This window comes from Pseudomonas sp. NPDC078416 (genome assembly GCF_050268485.1).
Classification (GTDB): domain Bacteria; phylum Pseudomonadota; class Gammaproteobacteria; order Pseudomonadales; family Pseudomonadaceae; genus Aquipseudomonas.
Window position 1 is genome coordinate 180,025 of sequence record NZ_JBNNGV010000002.1, and the last position, 18,448, is coordinate 198,472.

Here is an 18,448-nt window from a genome sequence, read left to right on the forward strand (position 1 = left end):
GAACCGAAGCCCGTACGGTTGCTCCAGCTTTAATCGCCGTCGGTGTAATGGATGCCAAAGTCGTGGCGCCCCGGCGCCAGGTGGGGCTTGAGCGTGAGCGCCGGGATCTCGTAATCGCCGGCATTCTGTCGACGAAACGGCAGCGGCGGATCGGTGAAGAGGTTATCCAGCCGCGTCGCATATTCAGCGCACAACGGGTCGAACCGCACAGCGTCGACCTTGCCGGTTTTATAGATCGGGAAAGGTGGCAGAACTGTAAACCCGGGGTAAAACAGCACCCCGTGTTGTATCGGAAAGAGCACGTCATTCAACGCACCGTTCACCCCGCGTTCGCTGTAGTGAGACTCCCATCCGCCCATGGTGACCGCGAGCATCGCGCGCTTGCCGGTCATCCGGCCCTCGCCGTAGCGATCACCCCAATGGCGTTCGCTGTGCTCGCCCACACCGTAGGCAAAACCATAGGCATAAACGCGCTCGACCCAACCCTTCAGGATCGCCGGCATCGAAAACCACCACAGTGGAAACTGGAACACCACGGCATCAGCCCACTGCAACTTGGCCTGCTCGTTCTCGATGTCTTGCGGCTGGGCGCCGGCGACAAACACTCGGTGTGACTCAATGGCGGGATTGAAAGGCGTTTTGGGGTCGTAACCAGGGGCGTCATCAGGATCAAGCACCGCCTTCCACTTCATTTTGTAGAGATCCGATACTTCGACCTCATGGCCAGCCGCCTTCAGATGAGCGATCGCAAAGTCCTTCAGCGATCCATTGAGGGAGCGAGATTCAGGGTGGGCGTAGATCAACAGTATGTTCACAAGAGGCTCCGGGTAGGGATGGATGCCTCACCGTAGCGGCGATCGCGCTATGCTAGAAATGAATTCCTGAAACAGCTGGTATTTGCATGCACAATATCTTGCGCCAACTGGACCTCAATCTGCTGCTGACGCTGGATGTGTTGCTGGCTGAGCAGAACGTCACCCGCGCGGCGCGCGTCCTGAACCTTGCGCAGCCAACTGTCAGCCTGCAACTGGGCAGGCTCAGGGACATGCTGGGTGATCCTTTGCTCTTGCCAGGTCCCCGAGGCATGCTGCCCACCGAGCGCGCCCGCGAGTTGCGCAAGCCGTTGAGCGAAGCACTGGCAGCACTGAATAGCGCATTGAGCCCTGCTGATGCATTTGACCCCGCCTCTTCACATCAAACCTGGAAAGTAGCCGCCAGCGACTACGCCACCACCGCTCTGGTCTGGCCGTCACTGCGACTGATCAGGGGCATCGCGCCGAACACTCGATTGGCGCTGCTGAACAAGCCCCCTCTCGACCTCGCCAGCGACCTGGAAAATGGTCACCTTGATCTCGCTCTGCACATTCGCGACGAAGCTCCGCCAAAGATGCGTCAACGCTCGCTGGTCCACGAACGCTACGTCCTGGCCGGCCGGCACGGGCACCCGGCCTTCCAGTCAAGGCTGACCCTCAAAGCATTTTGCACCCTTGAACACGCCATCATGTCCCCCAACGGCGCAGGCTTTACTGGCACCACTGATCAGGCATTGGCGATCAAGGGTCTGCAACGCCGCGTCGTGTTGTCGGTGCCCAATTTCAACTCACTCATTTCAGCCCTGACGCACAGTGATCTGGTGGCAATCGTGCCGCAGAGGATGGTGCACAACGAGCCAGCCTTGCATGTTCAGGATCCTCCTCTGGTTATCCCCGGGTTTGAAATGTTGATGCTGTGGCCGGAGCGCCTGCATCGCGATCCCGCCCACATGTGGCTGCGCGACCTCATCGCTTCAACGGTCGGGACAACCTCCGGCGCGCAGCACTGACGCTGCGCTCTGCCTCTGTCATGCACAATCGAGGCGCGCCAGCCGCGTGGCTCAGGCCCTTGAGCGAGGTCATCAGCGAAGGCCAAATCCCATCCGGACCAACTGCTCAACGAGATGTTCACGACCATGGAGGTTCGAGACGTCCCTAAGTCGGTTGACGACCTGTTCGGACCAACCGTTTGCCCTCATTCCCTCGCGCTGGTAGAAAGCCCCCAACCGCTGATCATACGTGGCGACTGCGGCCGACTCCGGCGCCGCCGTGTAGGTTTCGTGGTGAAGCACCGCAGCCTGTGGAAGCCTGGGTTTGACCTTCGCTGGCAGTTCCCTGGAGGGATACCCGACGCAGAGGCCAAATACGGGATAAACATGTGCAGGCAGTCCAAGCTCCTTGGCAACCCCCTCGATGTCATTGCGAATGGCCCCGATGTAAACGCTTCCAAGCCCCAGCGATTCGAGCGCTACAACTGCATTTTGAGCCGCCAGTGAAGCATCTATGGTTCCAAGCAACAGACTCTCGAGGTAGGGCAGCGCATGCAGTTCGGCATGTTGCTGCTCGGCTACACGGGAGACGCGAGAGAGGTCGGCAAGCCATACCAGGAACAGCGGCGCCTGTCGGATGTAAGCCTGGTTGCCAGCCAGCGCCGAGAGACGCGCCTTACGATCCGTGTCCCGCACCGCGACGACGCTCCAGACCTGCAGGTTCGAAGAGGTGGCCGCAGACTGCGCAGCAGCGACCAGTGTTTCGACCAGCCCATCCGGCAGAGGCTCGGCGGTGAAAGCGCGAACGCTGCGATGGTCGAGCAACTGATCGATGGTATCGTTCCAGGTGGCGAGCGCGGATGCATCGGGTTCACCGTAGCGCGCCGCCATTTTCGATTGGCTGGTTGTGGTCATGAAATCTCTCCAAAAAAGTGACACGAGGCTACCAAATCGATGCCACCGCCGCATGCCTCGGGTAGACATCTTCATGTCGCCCGCCCTTCAAGCTGAGCCATCAAGGTAAATCCAGTTGTCAGCAAAGCCTCTCACTGCGCGCGAAACCTGTCAGGTCCTGCGTGATATTGCCCTCGGCATTCGGGTAATGCGTCGGGAGGGCAGTCACGCTCATGTCGAAATCGACAGCGGTCTGATGACCGTCGAGGCCGATCGTTGGCTGATCACGTTTTACAAAGAGCGCCACGCGCTGGATCACTGCGATCGCTGCCTCAGCCCCGAAGGCAGGGCTTATATTTTTGACGCCCGCCAACGCTACGGCACTGATCCGCTTGAGCTGCTGAGCAGTTGGGAACGTGGTCGGCTGGAAACGCTGCTCTCTCTCATATAACCGAACGCTCATAGGCCGCGCGTCAAAAGAAACGGGGTCGGACCCATAGCGTGGGATGACGGAACCAAAGCGGATCAGTTGCCACTCAAGCGGTATAAAGTCCAGAGCGGGTGACGTATGTCGATGAAAGTGAGTGGGCCTGTTGATCAGGGCTTTAGCCTGGACACCAGTGATTTAGGCTCGCCCCAAGGGCGTTTCGCTGATCAGCGGCAAGCGGGCGCAGGCATCGATTTCGGTAGTTCGCCCGGTGCCGGTGCGCAGTCGGTGAGCTATGGGGGCCCATCGGCGCAAATCAGTGACAGCCGAGTGACCCCAGGCGAGCGTGCCGCCAATCCCACCGATCAGGACCTGGCTGCATCAGTACGTAATCTGGTCGAGCAGATCATGCAGGCGCTCGCACAATTCATGCAGCAAAACCGAAGCGACACGGGCGCGTCTTCTCAAGACAGTGGCAGTGCGCAAGGCAAGTCGGCGGCAGTCTCCGCACCTGCTCAGCCGATGGCTGCCAACGCGGGGTCCCAGCAAGCAGCCGCGACGCCAGGTGCGGCCCAGCCATCAGCAGCCGGGCCTCAAGTGGCATCCCCACCTCCGGCAGATGCTCAGGCCGCGCCGGAGGCGACAGCTGCGCTTGCACCTGCAGGCAAGAGTACCGCGGTAGGCGACGCCGCCACCGCTGGCAGCGGGCCTTACTCGCTCAATATCACTAACACGCAAGACCATGCGATAAAGATTGGCCAGTTCGACAAAAATGAAAAGCTGGTAGGTGAACTGTCCTTGGAGCCTGGGCAAAAAGGAACCATGAAGTATGAGGCGGACACGACGGGGCTGCTTAAACAGGCCGACGCGGACGGCAACTACAAGCCTGACGCGAGCCGCCTGGAGTTCTACAACGGTTTCATCAATACCAGCGACATTGATGGCCGCAATGCAGCGATCCATGCCACCGATGGAAAAGGATTTGAAGTCGGCGACAAGCAAAGTATCGCTGACAAGGCACCTGACAGCATTACTTCCCTGGATTCTGCGGGGAACAAGACCATTGCCGGCTGGTACGACGGGTCCACGGAGAAGATGAAACAGGGAGGCGATTTCCTGACCAAAGCGCTGGGCACTGGAATGACGTATCAGCATCCGAATGACGACACCCTCGGCCAGGGCAGTAACCCGATGCGGCACACTGATTCGATGTCCCTGGACGTGGTGTTCGGCAAGGCGTGAGATGAACGCGAGGGGCACTGAGCTATTGAGTCAGCCCGTCCCGCCAGCTTTCAGACAGGCAAAAAAAAATCTGGAAATCCGCATTTTCATGGGCCTTCCAGATTTTCGAAATGGTGGGTCGTGTGGGATTCGAACCTACGACCAATTGGTTAAAAGCCAACTGCTCTACCAACTGAGCTAACGACCCGCTTCGTTGTGGCGCGTATATTACTGATATTTCACAGTAATTCAACACCTAAGCGAAAATAATTTAGAAATAACGCGTCGGGTCCGTCACGCCAGCTGCGGCGAAGCCCTCAGCACGCAGGCGGCAGCTGTCGCATTTTCCGCACGCACGTCCCTGCTCGTCAGCCTGATAGCAGGAAACCGTCAACCCGTAATCCACACCCAGACGCGTACCGGTCTTGACGATATCGGCCTTGCTCAGCATCTGCAGAGGCGCCTGTATCGTGAAGCCCTGCCCTTCAACGCCAGCCTTGGTGGCGAGATTGGCCATGCGCTCGAACGACTCGACAAATTCCGGACGGCAATCCGGGTAACCGGAGTAATCCACCGCGTTGACGCCGATGAAGATGTCCCGGGCACCCAGCACTTCGGCCCAGCCCAGCGCGAGAGAGAGAAAAACAGTATTGCGCGCCGGTACGTACGTCACCGGAATGCCCTCGCCCGGCGTCTCGGGCACCGCGATGCTGCTGTCAGTCAGCGCGGACCCGCCGATGCCGTTCAGGCTGAGGCCGATGACCTTGTGTTCAACCACGCCCATATCGGCCGCCACACGCTCCGCCGCCTGCAGCTCGGCGCGATGCCGTTGGCCGTAGTCGAAGCTCATGGTGTAGCAGCTAAAGCCGTCGGCCTTGGCCATCGCCACCACAGTGGCCGAATCCAGCCCGCCGGACAGCAGGATTACCGCTCTTTTCTCAGTCATGGATTGCTCACTCATTCAGCGCCCCGGTTCGTCGTTCCAGAGGATTTTATGCAACTGCAATTGCAGGCGCACCGGGAGGTTGTCGGCAACGATCCAGTCGGCCAGGTCTCTGACGTTGAGATCGCGGTGGACAGGGGAAAACAGAACTTCGCCGGCGCGACGGTCCAGACCGTACTGAATGATCTTCGAGACGGCCCAGTCGTAATCTTCCCGCGAACAAATGACGAATTTGATTTGGTCGTTGGGCGTGAGCAGCTCGATATTTTCGTATCGATTGCGCGCCACTTCTTTTGAACCCGGGGTTTTCAGGTCGACGACACGGCTTACGCGGGGATCGACTTTCGAGATGTCCAGCGCGCCGCTGGTCTCCAGAGAAACCTCGTAGCCCGCGTCACACAGCCGCTGAAGCAAAGGAATGGCGTTCGGCTGAGCGAGGGGCTCGCCGCCCGTTACGCAGACATAGCGCGGGCGGTAGCTGGCAACCTGCTCCATCAATGAGTCGAGGGTCTGGATCGTTCCGCCAGTGAAAGCGTATTCACTGTCGCAATAACCGCAACGCAATGGGCAGCCGGTGAGCCGCACGAAAACGGTAGGCAAGCCTGCCGTGCGCGTTTCACCCTGTAATGAGTAGAAAACTTCAGTGATGCGTAATGTGTCTTGCATAGGGGCCACGGGCGTAACGGCTAAACAGGCCATCCGCCTCCGTCAGGCACTTCTGTACACCCTGCACACGCAGAATCCACAGAAGCGTAATCAATACCGGAATTTCGGGGGCGGGATTCTAACGAAGAAAGCCGCGCAATGCGCGGCTTTCTTGAATCAGCGGTCAGATTACCTGGTAATCAGAGACGCTGCAGGTCCCGCTGAGCCAACTGAGCGGCCGAAGTGCCTGGATACTGAGCAACGACTTGCTGAAGGATCCCCTTCACTTTGTCGGTGTGACCCAGGCGACGTTCGACGTCCGCCAGCTTGTACAGGGAGTCAGGCACTTTGGCGTGCTTTGGGTAGAGCTGACTGACCTTTGCAAAGGCCTGACCGGCACCTTGAAGGTCGCCTTTGGCCAGGTTCACTTCGCCCAACCAGTATTGGGCATTGCCCGCGTACTGGCTGTTCGGGTATTTGCGCAGGAATGCCGCAAAGGCCTGACTGGCCTTGTCGAAATCCTTCGCCTTGATCAAGTCGAAAGCAGCGTCGTAGTAGAGCTTTTCTTTCGCTGGGTCACCGGGCTCGCTGCTCGCCTGGGGCGCTTGAGCGGCTTGTGACGCGGGTGCTCCGCCGGCATTGGCGCCGCCGTCGGAAGCAGAATTGTTGGCAGCTGATGGGGCAGATGCGCCGCCAGCTCCGATACGGGAGTCGAGATCTTTGTAGCGATCCAGCGCTTCTTGCTTCATCTGCTGGATATCGTTCTGCTGGACTTCCACTATTCCGCGCAAGCGCGAAATTTCGTCCTGCATTTGCTGCAATTGCATGAACAGCTGACCTTGCGCCGAAGGCGCGGCCGTAGCCGCACCTCCGGCGTAGGCGCCAGACGTACCATAACCCGATGGCGGATAACTGCTACCAGCAGAGCCAGAGTTGTCATCGACCACAGGAACCGCACCCATCGCTGCAAGAGGAAGGGTGAGAGCCAAAACGGTTAAAGCACGTCGGCACGTTCGCATGTCAAATTACTTACGCAGTTCGACGCGACGGTTTTGAGCCCACGATTGCTCGTCGTTACCGGTAGCAACTGGACGCTCTTCACCGTAGGAAACGAGTTCCAGCTGAGCTGGCGAAACGCCTTGCAGAACCAGGTAGCGTTGAACGGCTTTCGCACGACGCTCGCCCAGTGCCAGGTTGTATTCGCGAGTACCGCGTTCGTCGGTGTTGCCTTCCAGAACTACGCGAGCGCCGTTGGCTTTCAGGTCTTTGGCGTGAACGTCCAGAGCGCGCATGGCTTCTGGTTTCAGGTCAGAACTGTCGTATTCGAAGTAGAAAGTAGTGATAGCGCGCAGAGCAGCTTCTTCGCTCAGGCTGCCATCAACAGCGCCAGAGTTAGCGCCGTAACCAGCGTTAGGATCTACAGCAGCGCCGCCAGCACCGGCATTGTCGCCGCCTTTGGACGAGCAACCTACAGCTACAGCCATGGCCAGAGCCAGCGCAGCAAATTTACCAAACTTCAGCATTTCCATCGTAAAACTCCTAATGAACCCCAAGTGTGTTAAGTACAACGTAAAGCGCCGCGTCAGTTCAGGTAAGGGGACCAGGAAGGTTCTCTGACTTCGCCTTGAGCGGTAGGAAGCGGGAGCCTTACGCGTCCATTAATGGACACGAGCATCAAGACTCCCCGGCCCTGCTGGCGGGTGGCGTAGATTACCATGGTGCCGTTAGGCGCAACAGTAGGCGACTCATCAAGGTTGCTGTCTGTGAGGATTTTTACGCTACCGCGCTGCAAATCCTGAGCCGCCACCTTGAAGTTGGTGAAGCCATCTTGACGATGGATCATCACCAGAGTCTTTTCATCCGCCGATAACTTAGGGTTGGCATTGTAGTTACCGATGAAAGTAACGCGCTCTGCCCCTCCGCCATTAATATTGGTTTTATAGATTTGTGGCTTGCCGCCGCGGTCAGACGTGAAATAAAGCGTGGAGCCGTCTTTACCGAAGAACGGTTCTGTATCAATGGAAGAATCGTTGGTCACTCGCGACAATTGACGCGACGCCAGATTCATCACATAGATTTCCGGGTTGCCATCTTTCGACAAGACCATGGCCAGCTTGGTGCCATCCGGTGACCACGCAGGGGCGCCGTTCAGGCCTTCGAAGTTGGTGATCTGCTCGCGACGACCGGTGTCAATGTGCTGAACGAAGATGCGTGGGCGCTTTTGTTCAAACGACACATAGGCAATACGCTTGCCGTCCGGCGCAAAGCGAGGCGACAGGATCGGCTCGCGTGATTGCAGCAGCGTCACCGCGCGTGCGCCGTCGTAATCCGAGCGCTGCAGGGTGTAGCGCGTGTTGTCAGTCGAGAAACGCTCAGCCGTCACGTACAGCATGCGGGTCGAAAACGCGCCCTTGATGCCGGTCAGCTTTTCGAACGACTGGTCGGCAATGTAGTGCGACATGTCACGCAGCTGGTCGGTGGTGCCCGAAACGTTGCCAGTCAGAACCTGTTGTTCTGTGGCTACGTTGAACAGCGCGTACTGAACCTGAAGGCGACCGCCCGAAGGCACGATGCTGCCAACCATGACGTACTGGGCACCCAGCGCTTTCCAGTCACGGAAGATGACTTCGCTGGCCTGGCTCGGCTGGCTGATCATGTTTTCCTTTGGAATCGGCGAGTAATAGCCCGAATTCTGCAGGTCGTTTCCAATGATCTTGGCCATGTCTTCCGGCAGCACGCTGCCGCCTTGCAGGCCAAATGGCACGACCGCGATAGGCGTGGCGCGGTCACTGCCGCTTGTTACCAGAATGTTCTTTTCGTCGGCAGCGGCGAAACCCGCTGCGCAACACAGAACGACAAGCATTCCTCGAAGAAGGTTAATCACAAGGCTAGGTCCTCAGGTGTGAATGTCATCTTGAATGAACGGTAAGGTGCGAAGTCCGAAGGCTTCATCCCCTGCATCTCTGTCAAACGACCAATATTCTTGACCGCCGCTACTGCTGAACTGTCGAAAGGACCGTCGCCGCTGGACTTGCTCACGTTAACCGAAGTCACGGTGCCGTCCGGCAACATGTTGATCTGCAAGACAACTGTCATGCCCTTGCGCGCAGAAGGTGGACGAGCCCAGCCTTCAGCCGCCCGAGAGCGAATCAAGTCATCGAAGCTGCCAGCCACTTCGTCCCCACGCTCATCGGCCAGCGCCTGTTGGCGTTCCGGCTTGTCGGAAAGCAGGTCGGCCAGTGCTTGCGCCTTCTTGTCTTCCGCCGATTTGCGGGCTGCGTCCTGGGCCTTCTTCTTCGCGTCCTCGGCCGACTTCTTCTTGGCATCCTCAGCCGCTTTCTTCTTCGCGTCTTCAGCAGCCTTTTTCTTGGCGTCGTCCGCAGCCTGCTTCTTCGCGTCCTCGGCAGCCTGTTTCTTGGCTTCCTCGGCGGCCGCACGCTTGGCGTCTTCCTCGGCTTTCTTCTTCGCGTCGTCTTCGGCTTTCTTCTTGGCTATATCAGCCAATTGTTTCTCTTCGGCGGTTTTCTTCGCGTCATCCGCTTTTTTTGCTTCGGCTTTCTTGGCGTCTTCCGCAGCCTTTTTAGCGTCATCGGCTTTTTTGGCGTCGTCAGCTTTCTTCGCTTCCTCTGCCTTTTGCTCTTCGGCTTTTTGAGCGGCATCGGCTTTCTTTTGTTCCGCCGCCTTCACCGCCTCTTGCTCAACTTTTTTCTGCTCCATCTGCTCGACTTCGGTTTGTCGCGCAGCGGATTTCTTCGCCTCACCGGCAAGCTTCTGGTTGGTCTGGGTGGTTGCCTGACTTTTTGATTTCAACTGATAGAGCGTGGCCTGAACGATCGGCCTGGCTTCAGGAAGCTCGGGCGTCATTGCGAAGCTGACGAACAACAAACCAAAAATCAGGACGTGCAGCCCCACCGCCCAGACGGACGGCCAGAAGTAGCTTTCCGAGGCAGACGGCTCTCGAATCGGCTGCATCAGGGGGCCTCGGTAATCAAACCAACGTTCCCGACCCCGGCCTTCTGCAACCCGCCCATCGTGCCCATGACGGCACCGTAGTCGACCGTCTTGTCGCCACGGATGAACACTTGAGTCTGCTTGCCAGCATCACGGCCGGCAGCAATGATTTTGGTCACTGCGCTGGTCAGTTGCGGCAAGGTCATCGCCTTGTCCATTTGCTTGTCGGTGTCGACTTCGCTGCCAAGGTTCCAGTAATAGGTCTTGTCAGCCTTGATCGAGATCGTCAGGACCTGATTGTTGTTGTCCTGCGGCAAAGCCTCGCTGGAGACCTTGGGCAGATCAACTTTCACGCCCTGGTTGATCATCGGAGCCGTCACCATGAAGATGACCAGCAGCACCAGCATCACGTCGATGTACGGCACCACGTTCATTTCGGCGACCGGCTTGCGCTTGTTGCGTCGGCCGCGAGCGATTAAAGCCATTGGGAAATACCTGCTTATTCTTCGCTGGTGTGCACTTTACGGTGCAGGATCGCCTGGAACTCGTCGGCGAATGTGTAGTAACGACCGATCAGGTTCTCGCCACGAGCGGCGAAACGGTTGTAAGCGATGACCGCAGGGATCGCGGCGAACAGGCCGATGGCGGTGGCAATCAGCGCTTCGGCGATACCCGGAGCGACGGTGGCCAGAGTGGCTTGTTGCGCAGTGGCCAGACCGCGGAAGGAGTTCATGATGCCCCACACGGTACCGAACAGACCGATGTACGGGCTGGTGGAACCGACGGTTGCCAGGAACGGCAGGCTCTGCTCAAGCTTCTCTTCTTCACGGGAGATGGCAACGCGCATGGCCCGTGCAACACCCTCCATGACCGCGTCCGGATCAACGCCAGCCTGCTGACGCAGACGGGAGAATTCCTTGAAACCCGCGCGGAAGATCTGCTCTACGCCGGAGTCAGGGTCCGGGTTGCTGCCAGCCTGACGGTAGAGCTTGGACAGATCGATGCCTGACCAGAAGCGCTCCTCGAAGCTGTCCAAGGCCTTACGCCCGGCGCGCAGCATGGCGCTGCGCTGAAAAATCATGATCCACGAGGTGACCGAGGCGGCCACCAGGATCAGCATTACCAACTGCACAACCACGCTGGCATTGCTGACCAAACTCCACATGGAGGAATGGTCGACGACGTTAGCTTCCACGCTGTATCTCCTGCTCTGAATGTGTACCCGCGCCGCCCTGCCCGGCAAAGGCCGTGCGCAGAGCTTCGGGAATGGCCCGGGGTTTCAAACTGTCGGCGCGCACACACGCCACCAAAAACTGCCCTTCGCAGAGCAGCACATCATCCGCAGCCCGCCTGACCTGTTGCTGAAAGCGCAGGCTGGCGCGGTTCAATTCGATTACTTCGGCGCTGATCAGCAGTTCGTCGTCCAGCCGCGCGGGCTTATGGTACCGAGCCTCGCTAGAATGCACGACGAATAACAGGTTCTCGATACCCGCCATTGCGGATTGGGCAAAGCCCAGCTCCCGCAGTCGCTCGGTTCGAGCCCGCTCCATGAATTTCAGGTAATTGACGTAATAAACGATGCCGCCGGCATCGGTGTCCTCGTAATAAACGCGACAACGATGTGCGAACGACTGAGCCCCGTTTTGCGCGCGCATACTCTAGTGCTTACTCCTCAGGTTGCCAATCCGGCCAGGCAACTGTTTTTCATCGTTTTTACCGCCCGCGCCACATCACTTTGCGGTGACTGCCCGTCAGACCATCAAACACCCGAATAAATCGGTTGATCGTGCATTTATTCGTCAGGGTCTTCGACCGGTTCATCCATCACTGCACGTTCACCCATCCTTGAGGGAATGTTCAGACCGAAGTGCAGATACGCATGCCGCGTCACCATGCGGCCGCGAGGTGTGCGCATCATATAGCCTTGCTGAATCAAATAGGGCTCCAGCACATCCTCAATTGTGTGTCGTTCTTCGCTGATGGCCGCCGCCAGGTTATCCACCCCGACCGGCCCGCCATCGAACTTCTCGATCATTGTCAGCAGCAAGCGTCGATCCTGATGATCGAAACCGCGTTCGTCGACATCCAGCAGATTCAGGGCGAGATCCGCAATCGCCTTCGTAATCTCGCCCTTGGCGCGTACCTCGGCGAAATCGCGCACCCGACGCAGCAACCGGTTGGCGATTCGTGGCGTTCCCCGTGCACGGCGGGCAATCTCGAATGCGCCTTCGTCTTCGATGTACAGCCCGAGAATTTTCGCCGAGCGCGACACGATCGTGGCCAGGTCCGCAGTGCTGTAGAACTCAAGACGCTGCACGATACCGAATCGGTCACGCAGCGGATTGGTCAGCATGCCCGCGCGAGTGGTCGCGCCCACCAGCGTGAACGGCGGCAGATCGAGCTTGATGGAGCGCGCCGCAGGGCCTTCACCGATCATGATGTCCAGCTGGAAATCCTCCATTGCCGGGTACAGCACTTCCTCGACAATAGGGGACAGACGGTGGATTTCATCGATGAACAGCACATCGTGCGGCTCAAGATTGGTGAGAATCGCCGCAAGATCACCCGGCCGCTCAAGCACGGGGCCCGAAGTGCTCTTGATCGACACGCCCATTTCCTGAGCGATGATGTGCGCCAGCGTGGTTTTACCCAGGCCCGGCGGACCGAAAATCAGCGTGTGGTCCAGCGCTTCACTGCGCCCCCGCGCCGCCTGGATGAACAGCTCCATTTGCTCACGCACGGTGGGCTGACCGATGTAGTCGGCCAGGCTCAGCGGCCGGATCGCACGGTCCAGTTGCTCGTCACGGTCACGCCCGGTGGCGGCGATCAGACGGTCGGCATCTATCACTTACAGCATCCCCTTCAGTGCGCGGCGAATGAGGTCTTCGCTGCTGAGATTCTTGTCCTTTATCGCGGTCACTGCCTTGCTCGCCTCCTGGGGTTTGTAGCCCAGGGAAATCAACGCGCTGACAGCGTCCGACTCGGCCGTCGCCACGGCAATCGGCGCGCCCGGCCCGTCCGACACCAGGGCGAAGGTGCCCGGCAACGAATCCCACGCCTTGAAGCGATCCTTCAGTTCCACCAGCAGACGTTCGGCGGTCTTCTTGCCAACCCCCGGGACCCGGGTTAGCGCGGATGTATCCTGTGCCTGGACACAGCGCACCAACTCATCCACTTCCAGCGTCGACATCAGGGCCAGGGCCAGTTTCGGCCCGACACCGTTCAGGCGAATCAGCTCGCGGAACATCTCGCGGTCACGCTTTTCGTAGAAACCGAACAGCAGGTGCGCGTCCTCGCGGACCACCAGATGGATATGCAGCGTCACGGTTTCGCCCAGATGAGGCAGGCGATAAAGCGTGGTCATGGGCACTTCGACTTCGTAACCCACGCCGTTGACATCCAGTACCAGATGCGGCGGCTGCTTCTCGACCAACGTACCGCGTAGACGTCCAATCACGAATCAAATCCTTTCCAGATGCCCGTCGCTGCGACGGGCCGTGCTAACGCAAATAATGCCATCAGAGCCGCAGACGACCGCCACGACTGCGCGCGGTATTGAGGCCGTGAGGAATGAGGCTGGATCGGGTATGCGCGTGACACATGGCGATCGCCAGTGCATCAGACGCATCGACCTGAGGCTTGGTGGTCAGCTTGAGCAGATGCATGACCATCATCATCACCTGATCCTTGTTGGCGCCGCCCGTTCCGGCGACGGCCTGTTTGACCTGAGTCGCGGTGTACTCGGCGATCTCCAGCCCCTCTTCGGCGCCTGCGACGATCGCGGCACCCCGGGCCTGACCCAGCTTCAAGGCCGAGTCCGGGTTACGCGCCATGAACACCTTTTCAATACCCATCGTCACCGGGCCGTACGTCTGAATGACTTCGCGCACGCCGCGGTACACGATCTGCAACCGCTCATGGAGCAAGCCGGTGCCCGTGCGAATGCAGCCCGAGGCCACGTACTCGCAGCCACGCCCGGTATCACGCACCACGCCAAACCCGGTAATTCGTGAACCGGGGTCGATACCTAAAATAAGAGTCATAACGCCTGCAGCTTGAGAGGTAACGCGAACAATTGGACGCAGCATAAAGGCAGAAGCCGGAGGCCGATAGCGTTGATCATCAACGCTTCGTGCGCTCCGGCCTCAGTCCGAGCGGGCAAAGGATCAGCCGAGCTGCTCCAGCACCTCGTCCGGGATTTCAGCGTTTGAGTAGACGTTCTGCACGTCGTCCAGGTCTTCCAGCATATCGATCAGCTTGAGGACTTTCTCCGCCATGTCCAGATCGAGCACCGCACTGGTGGTCGGCTGCATCACGATTTCCGCATCGGCGGGCATGAAACCAGCGGCTTCCAGAGCATTGCGCACAGCGTAAAAACTGGAGAACGAGGTAAACACGTCAATGGAGCCGTCGTCGTGGGTGACCACGTCGTCAGCGTCCGCTTCCATGGCAGCTTCGATCAACGCGTCTTCATCCACGCCCGGCGCAAAGGATATCTGCCCTTTGCGTTCGAACAGATACGACACCGAACCGTCAGTCCCCAGGTTACCGCCGCATTTACTGAACGCATGGCGCACAGCGGCCGCGGTACGGTTGCGGTTATCAGTCATGGTTTCGACCATGACCGCAACGCCGCCAGGACCGTAACCTTCGTAGCCCAGTTCGACCATGTCATCGGCATCGGCGGCGCCGGCACCGCGAGCAATGGCTCGGTCGATGATGTCGCGGCTCATGTTTGCGCCAAGGGCTTTGTCCTGGGCCAGACGCAAGCGCGGGTTGGACGCAGGATCACCACCGCCCTGACGGGCAGCGACGGTCAGTTCGCGGATCCACTTGGTGAATATCTTGCCTTTCTTGGCATCCTGACGCTCTTTGCGGTGCTTGATGTTCGCCCACTTGGAATGACCAGCCATAACACGCTCCAAACCTTGAAACACGCACGCCCGCGCTTGATCGCTCAACCGCAGACGCTTCACTCGAATCTGTGCCCGGAATGGGCGGGGATCAGGGCGGACCGAATGGTCGGTCCGCCGAGCCCTTGGCTACACGGCTTACTCGGCCTTCGGGGTCTCGCGCAGGCGGATGTGCAGCTCGCGCAGCGCCTTGGCATCAACCACGCCCGGCGCCTGGGTCATCACGTCTGCAGCACTCTGGGTTTTCGGGAAGGCAATAACTTCACGAATGGACTGAGCACCGGTCATCAGCATGACCAGGCGGTCCAGACCGAACGCCAGACCGCCGTGGGGCGGCGCGCCGTACTTCAGCGCATCGAGCAGGAAGCCGAACTTCTCTTGCTGTTCGTCTTCGGTAATACCCAGCAGACGGAACACGGCCTGCTGCATTTCCTTGCGGTGAATACGGATCGACCCGCCGCCCAGCTCAGTGCCGTTCAGCACCATGTCGTACGCGCGGGACAGCGCGGTGGCAGGGTTGGCTTCGAGCTCTTCAGGCGAGCATTTCGGCGCGGTGAACGGGTGGTGCAGCGCGGAGAAGCTGCCATCGTCGTTTTCTTCGAACATCGGGAAGTCGACGACCCACATCGGTGCCCACTCGCAGGTGAGCAGGTTCAGGTCGTGGCCCAGCTTGATGCGCAAAGCACCCAGCGCCTCGCTGACGATTTTGAACTTGTCGGCACCGAAGAATACGATGTCGCCGTCCACTGCACCCACGCGATCGAGGATCACGTTGAGGTTGGCTTCCGGGATGTTCTTGACGATTGGCGACTGCAGGCCTTCGACGCCTTTGGCGCGCTCATTGACCTTGATGTAGGCCAGACCTTTTGCGCCGTAGATGCCGACGAACTTGGTGTAGTCGTCGATCTTGCTACGCGGCATGCTCGCGCCGCCGGGAACGCGCAGCGCAGTGACACGGCACTTCGGATCGTTCGCAGGACCGCTGAATACCTTGAAGTCCACTGCCTGAAGCTGATCGGCAACGTCAACCAGCTCCAGCGGGTTACGCAGATCCGGCTTGTCGGAACCGTAGCGGCGCATGGCTTCTTCAAAGGTCATGTGCGGGAAGTCATCGAACTCCACGTCCAGCACTTCCTTGAAGAGCTTGCGGACCATGGTCTCGGTGATGCCCATGATGTCGGCTTCGTTGAGGAAGCTTGTCTCGATGTCGATCTGAGTGAATTCAGGCTGACGATCGGCGCGCAGGTCTTCGTCGCGGAAGCACTTGGCGATCTGGTAGTAACGGTCGAAACCGGCAACCATCAGCAGCTGTTTGAACAGCTGAGGCGATTGCGGCAGGGCGAAGAAGCTGCCCGGGTGGGTACGGCTTGGAACCAGATAGTCGCGGGCGCCTTCCGGTGTGGCGCGGGTGAGGATCGGCGTCTCGACATCGAGGAAGCCGTTGCCATCCAGGAAGCCGCGGATGCTGGAGGTGATGCGCGAGCGCAGACGCAGTTTTTCCGCCATCTCAGGACGACGCAGATCGATGAAGCGATAACGCAGGCGCGTTTCTTCGCCGACGTCGGAGTATTCGTTGAGCGGGAACGGCGGGGTTTCCGACTCGTTGAGCACTTCCAGCTCGTAGCCCAGCACTTCGATCGCGCCCGACGCCATGTTCGGGTTGACGGCGCCGGCAGGACGCGCGCGCACCTTACCGGTCAGCTTGACGACGTATTCACTGCGAACACGGTCGGCGATGGCGAAGGTGTCAGCACGATCCGGATCGAAAACCACCTGGGCCAGGCCTTCACGATCGCGAATGTCGAGGAAAATCACCCCCCCGTGGTCGCGACGGCGATGGACCCATCCGCAAAGGGTAATTTCCTGACCTTCCAGGCTCTCGTTCAGTTGGCCGCAATAATGGCTGCGCATCATGATCGTGTGTTCACTTCTCGTAATTCGGAATTCGATGGAGCTTTCGCCCGTCGCCGGTGCGAGGGTGCGCAAGCTTTGGCATGCAGTCCGACCTGACGGTCAGTTCCTGCCTTCCACAGTAAGGCGGGGGATTATATAGGGATAATCATCGCTGTGCAGCCGCGCAGCCCGATACCGGGCAAGAAGATGTCGGCACGCGGCGTGGATGCCGCGGTGCCGCCAGCGAATGCAGGCCCGCCGCAACGGGCCCACTGAAATCAGGTCAGGTCGGGGATGGCGCCAAGCGCAGGCCCTCGGCACTCAATACGTGCGCCACGCACACGACGCGGATCAGGCCGCTGAAGTTCTTGACGCCGCCGTAACGCAGGTGAACCTCGCGATCGACGTAGGACAGCACGGCATTGATGGAGCAATCGTTGAATCGTGCCATTTCCGACAGAATATTCCAGTACACCTCCTCAAGTCGCAGGCATGTGGCCAGACCGTTGAGCCTCACCGACCTGGAGTGCGGCTGGGCCAGGCTCATGTTGAAATTTTCGATAAACGGGTCGCCCCGGGCGTTCAGACACTGGGTCGGTTCCCATCCCTCTCGGGCAGTGTTCAGGTTCATGCAGTTCCCCCTTGTTGCGATCACGGATATGGCATCGGCACCTTCGCAATCAGTTGAAAAGAGGTGTCTATCAAGCCGTAATCCAAGAGGCGCAACCAGCAGAAGGAGCACTTTGAACCTGTAGGAGATCACCACGCTGCAGGGGTGATTTTCGAGAGCCAGCAAAAGGCCCAGACCCTATCCCGCTCGAGGTATTAGATATGTATTTTTTGCTGATTTATTTCATCCCGCTCAGCCGATCGCCGGCGACAGCGCCACTCGATAAGAGGGCGTGTAAGCCTTGCAGGCCAAGGTGAAAGGGTAAAGGCAGAGGGTGATTCGGACGGGGATTATGTTGCGCGGGGGGTTACAGCAATGCGGAGCGGGCCATCTTTACGCGGCCCGCTCCTGTTTTCACTGATCAGCTTCTGATTACTGAGCTTCCAGCATCGAGCGCAGCATCCAGGCCGTTTTCTCATGTACTTGCATGCGCTGGGTCAGCAAGTCCGCTGTTGGCTCGTCGCTGACTTTGTCCAGCAACGGGAAAATGCCACGGGCCGTGCGGGTGACCGCTTCCTGACCCTGAACCAGCGAACGAATCATGTCCTCGGCCGCGGGTACGCCCTCTTCTTCCTTGATCGACGACAAGCGTGCGTAGGTCGAATAGGTGCCCGGCGCCGGGAAGCCCAGCGCACGGATGCGTTCGGCGATTTGATCCACCGCCAGCGCCAGTTCGTTGTATTGCTCTTCAAACATCAGGTGCAGCGTACGAAAAGCCGGGCCAGTCACGTTCCAGTGAAAGTTATGGGTTTTCAGATACAACACGTAGGTGTCTGCCAGCAGGCGGGAAAGACCGTCCACGATGGACTTGCGGTCTTCTTCGCTGATGCCGATATCGATTGCCATGTTCAGCCCTCTTCTATGATGGTTTTTTTCAAACGACTGCCGACCACTCTATCAAGACCGTCGACCCTGCGCAGCCATCTGTCGGGATTAGTCCAGCCACAGCGGCCTCAGTCAGACCCGCTTCCTTTAATAGCAACGTTCGGCGTGACGGTTTGTTTATGCGGGCCGCTCTGGAACAAGCGTTTGATCGGAATCAACAAAAACCGGCAGACAGCAACCATCACACGCCTGCACGCGCGCTAAG

At 59.0% G+C, this 18,448-nt stretch carries 21 protein-coding genes and 1 tRNA gene; 3 read left to right on the plus strand and 19 right to left on the minus strand.

The genetic code is table 11. The features are described 5' to 3' along the window. Positions 1–29: 29 nt before the first annotated feature. The gene (locus ACQKEN_RS04665) at positions 30–815 is read right to left on the minus strand and encodes an NAD(P)H-dependent oxidoreductase (RefSeq protein WP_427684034.1); all 786 of its coding nucleotides are present in this window, start codon (positions 813–815) and stop codon (positions 30–32) included. An 86-nt stretch (positions 816–901) separates the two neighbouring features. Between ACQKEN_RS04665 and ACQKEN_RS04670 the strand changes: the two genes are divergently transcribed. Further along, on the plus strand, positions 902–1,822 hold the full coding sequence (locus tag ACQKEN_RS04670) for a LysR family transcriptional regulator (protein ID WP_427684036.1): 921 nt from the start codon (positions 902–904) through the stop codon (positions 1,820–1,822). Between the two features lie 72 nt (positions 1,823–1,894). Here ACQKEN_RS04670 and ACQKEN_RS04675 read toward each other — a convergent pair whose 3' ends face one another. Further along, positions 1,895–2,716, minus strand: coding sequence for an NADPH-dependent oxidoreductase (locus ACQKEN_RS04675; RefSeq protein ID WP_427684038.1), 822 nt, complete (start codon positions 2,714–2,716; stop codon positions 1,895–1,897). Between the two features lie 115 nt (positions 2,717–2,831). On the opposite strand from ACQKEN_RS04675, the gene ACQKEN_RS04680 reads away from it, so the two are divergent. Together ACQKEN_RS04680 and ACQKEN_RS04685 are read left to right on the plus strand one after the other, a co-directional pair. Next, positions 2,832–3,146: a DUF7693 family protein gene (locus tag ACQKEN_RS04680; RefSeq protein WP_427684039.1), complete on the plus strand. Its 315-nt coding sequence runs from the start codon at positions 2,832–2,834 to the stop codon at positions 3,144–3,146. Positions 3,147–3,263: 117 nt separating this feature from the next. Beyond that, positions 3,264–4,364 carry a hypothetical protein gene (locus ACQKEN_RS04685; protein ID WP_427684041.1) on the plus strand — a complete coding sequence of 367 codons (1,101 nt, stop codon included), beginning with the start codon at positions 3,264–3,266 and terminating at the stop codon, positions 4,362–4,364. A 111-nt stretch (positions 4,365–4,475) separates the two neighbouring features. On the opposite strand, the gene ACQKEN_RS04690 is transcribed toward ACQKEN_RS04685, so the two are convergent. From ACQKEN_RS04690 to ACQKEN_RS04770, 17 genes are all read right to left on the minus strand, one after another. Then, positions 4,476–4,551, minus strand: a tRNA-Lys gene (locus ACQKEN_RS04690). Between the two features lie 63 nt (positions 4,552–4,614). Then, positions 4,615–5,289, minus strand: coding sequence for a 7-cyano-7-deazaguanine synthase QueC (queC, locus tag ACQKEN_RS04695; protein WP_427684043.1), 675 nt, complete (start codon positions 5,287–5,289; stop codon positions 4,615–4,617). A 15-nt stretch (positions 5,290–5,304) separates the two neighbouring features. Then, complete coding sequence (gene queE / locus ACQKEN_RS04700) at positions 5,305–5,952, minus strand: 7-carboxy-7-deazaguanine synthase QueE (RefSeq protein WP_108120958.1); 648 nt, start codon at positions 5,950–5,952, stop codon at positions 5,305–5,307. A 179-nt stretch (positions 5,953–6,131) separates the two neighbouring features. Continuing rightward, on the minus strand, positions 6,132–6,950 hold the full coding sequence (gene ybgF / locus ACQKEN_RS04705; protein WP_427684045.1) for a tol-pal system protein YbgF: 819 nt from the start codon (positions 6,948–6,950) through the stop codon (positions 6,132–6,134). Between the two features lie 6 nt (positions 6,951–6,956). Then, entirely contained in the window at positions 6,957–7,460 is a 504-nt protein-coding gene (pal, locus tag ACQKEN_RS04710) for a peptidoglycan-associated lipoprotein Pal (RefSeq protein ID WP_065989719.1), read from the minus strand. 53 nt (positions 7,461–7,513) lie between these two features. Beyond that, the gene (gene tolB, locus ACQKEN_RS04715; protein ID WP_175514218.1) at positions 7,514–8,794 is read right to left on the minus strand and encodes a Tol-Pal system beta propeller repeat protein TolB; all 1,281 of its coding nucleotides are present in this window, start codon (positions 8,792–8,794) and stop codon (positions 7,514–7,516) included. A gap of 17 nt (positions 8,795–8,811) precedes the next feature. Next, positions 8,812–9,903, minus strand: coding sequence for a cell envelope integrity protein TolA (gene tolA, locus ACQKEN_RS04720; protein WP_272633372.1), 1,092 nt, complete (start codon positions 9,901–9,903; stop codon positions 8,812–8,814). After that, a complete protein-coding gene (gene tolR, locus ACQKEN_RS04725; RefSeq protein WP_037014073.1) occupies positions 9,903–10,367 on the minus strand; it encodes a protein TolR in 465 nt (154 codons plus the stop codon). Before tolR ends, tolA begins: the two co-directional genes overlap by 1 nt. A gap of 14 nt (positions 10,368–10,381) precedes the next feature. Beyond that, positions 10,382–11,077 (minus strand): protein TolQ, encoded by a 696-nt coding sequence (gene tolQ, locus ACQKEN_RS04730; protein ID WP_122537415.1) that lies wholly within the window; start codon positions 11,075–11,077, stop codon positions 10,382–10,384. Then, a complete protein-coding gene (gene ybgC, locus ACQKEN_RS04735; protein WP_074893268.1) occupies positions 11,067–11,537 on the minus strand; it encodes a tol-pal system-associated acyl-CoA thioesterase in 471 nt (156 codons plus the stop codon). Before ybgC ends, tolQ begins: the two co-directional genes overlap by 11 nt. A 137-nt stretch (positions 11,538–11,674) precedes the next feature. After that, entirely contained in the window at positions 11,675–12,730 is a 1,056-nt protein-coding gene (ruvB, locus tag ACQKEN_RS04740; protein ID WP_427684048.1) for a Holliday junction branch migration DNA helicase RuvB, read from the minus strand. Then, entirely contained in the window at positions 12,731–13,339 is a 609-nt protein-coding gene (ruvA, locus tag ACQKEN_RS04745; RefSeq protein WP_074893272.1) for a Holliday junction branch migration protein RuvA, read from the minus strand. A 61-nt stretch (positions 13,340–13,400) separates the two neighbouring features. Further along, the gene (gene ruvC, locus ACQKEN_RS04750; RefSeq protein ID WP_065989739.1) at positions 13,401–13,925 is read right to left on the minus strand and encodes a crossover junction endodeoxyribonuclease RuvC; all 525 of its coding nucleotides are present in this window, start codon (positions 13,923–13,925) and stop codon (positions 13,401–13,403) included. A 123-nt stretch (positions 13,926–14,048) separates the two neighbouring features. Continuing rightward, positions 14,049–14,795 (minus strand): YebC/PmpR family DNA-binding transcriptional regulator, encoded by a 747-nt coding sequence (locus tag ACQKEN_RS04755; RefSeq protein ID WP_427684050.1) that lies wholly within the window; start codon positions 14,793–14,795, stop codon positions 14,049–14,051. 138 nt (positions 14,796–14,933) lie between these two features. Then, positions 14,934–16,709, minus strand: coding sequence for an aspartate--tRNA ligase (gene aspS, locus ACQKEN_RS04760; RefSeq protein ID WP_427684052.1), 1,776 nt, complete (start codon positions 16,707–16,709; stop codon positions 14,934–14,936). 262 nt (positions 16,710–16,971) lie between these two features. Continuing rightward, a complete protein-coding gene (locus tag ACQKEN_RS04765) occupies positions 16,972–17,319 on the minus strand; it encodes a ribbon-helix-helix domain-containing protein (RefSeq protein ID WP_427684054.1) in 348 nt (115 codons plus the stop codon). Positions 17,320–17,730: 411 nt separating this feature from the next. After that, positions 17,731–18,204 (minus strand): Dps family protein, encoded by a 474-nt coding sequence (locus ACQKEN_RS04770; protein ID WP_074893279.1) that lies wholly within the window; start codon positions 18,202–18,204, stop codon positions 17,731–17,733. Positions 18,205–18,448: the final 244 nt, after the last annotated feature.